Genomic DNA, 1,166 nt, shown 5'->3' with positions numbered 1-1,166 from the left:
GCAGGTTCAGGTACTCCTTTAAGTATTTCCATAGAATCAGAGGCAAACATATGAGAGTATCCTATTTTAAGTGTTGCAAAAGCTAATAGTTTTTGTGTAAATACAATATCTATTTCAGTTCCCAGGTAATCATCTACATTATCTCCCAGGCTTTCGGCTCCAGAGAAATAATGAGCTTTGAGTAGCAGGCTAGATTTTTCACCGGTTTTTATCACTGTTTTGGCATAAATATCATTGAGTCCAACATTATTGGCATGATTTCCTACGTAGAAATAATCCATATACCCATTAAATTTATGATTGGTACCAAAAATAGGAAAGAACGATTCGATTTCTCCATCTGTACCTCCGTTTTCATCACCACTTAAAGTTTCAAATCCAAGTCCAAAAAGTGTTTTTCCTGGTTTATATGTTACTTCTAACATAGCATTGTATGCTGATAGATCAATATCTTCTGTAAATTCTCCTGTTTGTCCATATACGTTGGCTGCTATCGAGAGTCCTTTGGTTGGTTTGGCTACTAGGTGTGTTCCAAAAGTTTGACGATTCACATTTCCATCCACCGGAGTTTGACCATCATCTCCCAAATTTTGATAGGAGTTATTTGCAACCAATACACTTGCAGAGAATTTCTCCCAGTCTTTATGTAACCAAGCATATACCATTCCTTTATAATCAAAAACAGCTCTTGCATTACCTGCATTATTAGGATCAAATAATGTCGTTTGTCTACTCACACCATTTTGATTAAATGCAACTCCAAGATCAAATTTAAATCCTTCTTTGGAGTATTTAAGTAGAGCTGCATCATGAAAACGTCCTTGCATCGCCCAATCTAAACCTCCAAAAATTCGTTGATCATCATAAGATAAGGCTTGTCTTCCTAGTTTGGTGGACCATCCACTTCCGAATTTAAAATCTATCCATGCCTGTGCCAGAGAAAAGCTATTATTGTTATCTGCTGCTGCAATTTGTGGAGTATCCCCCCAAACGCTAACATCCTGAACACTTAGGTAGGTAGAGAATTTATCTGTTGTATATCCAAATTTTAAACGCGAACGTTGTTGTACAAATAATCCTGCATCAACTCCATCTGGTAAAAGGCTTCCAAAACCATTTAAATATTCTAACCGAGGCCTGATATCTGCATCAATACTTAATTCTTG

Annotated in this window: 1 protein-coding gene; it reads right to left on the bottom strand. The window is 36.6% G+C overall.

The annotated features are described in order from the left end of the window. Positions 1–1,166 (bottom strand): alginate export family protein (locus DK442_RS08635; protein WP_109435467.1); only part of this gene is annotated, 1,166 nt, incomplete at both ends.

Source organism: Aquimarina sp. AU119 (assembly GCF_900312735.1).
GTDB classification, from domain to species: Bacteria; Bacteroidota; Bacteroidia; order Flavobacteriales; family Flavobacteriaceae; genus Aquimarina; species Aquimarina algiphila.
Note: the sequence above shows the minus strand (reverse complement) of the source record. Positions and strands in the feature narration are given on the sequence as shown.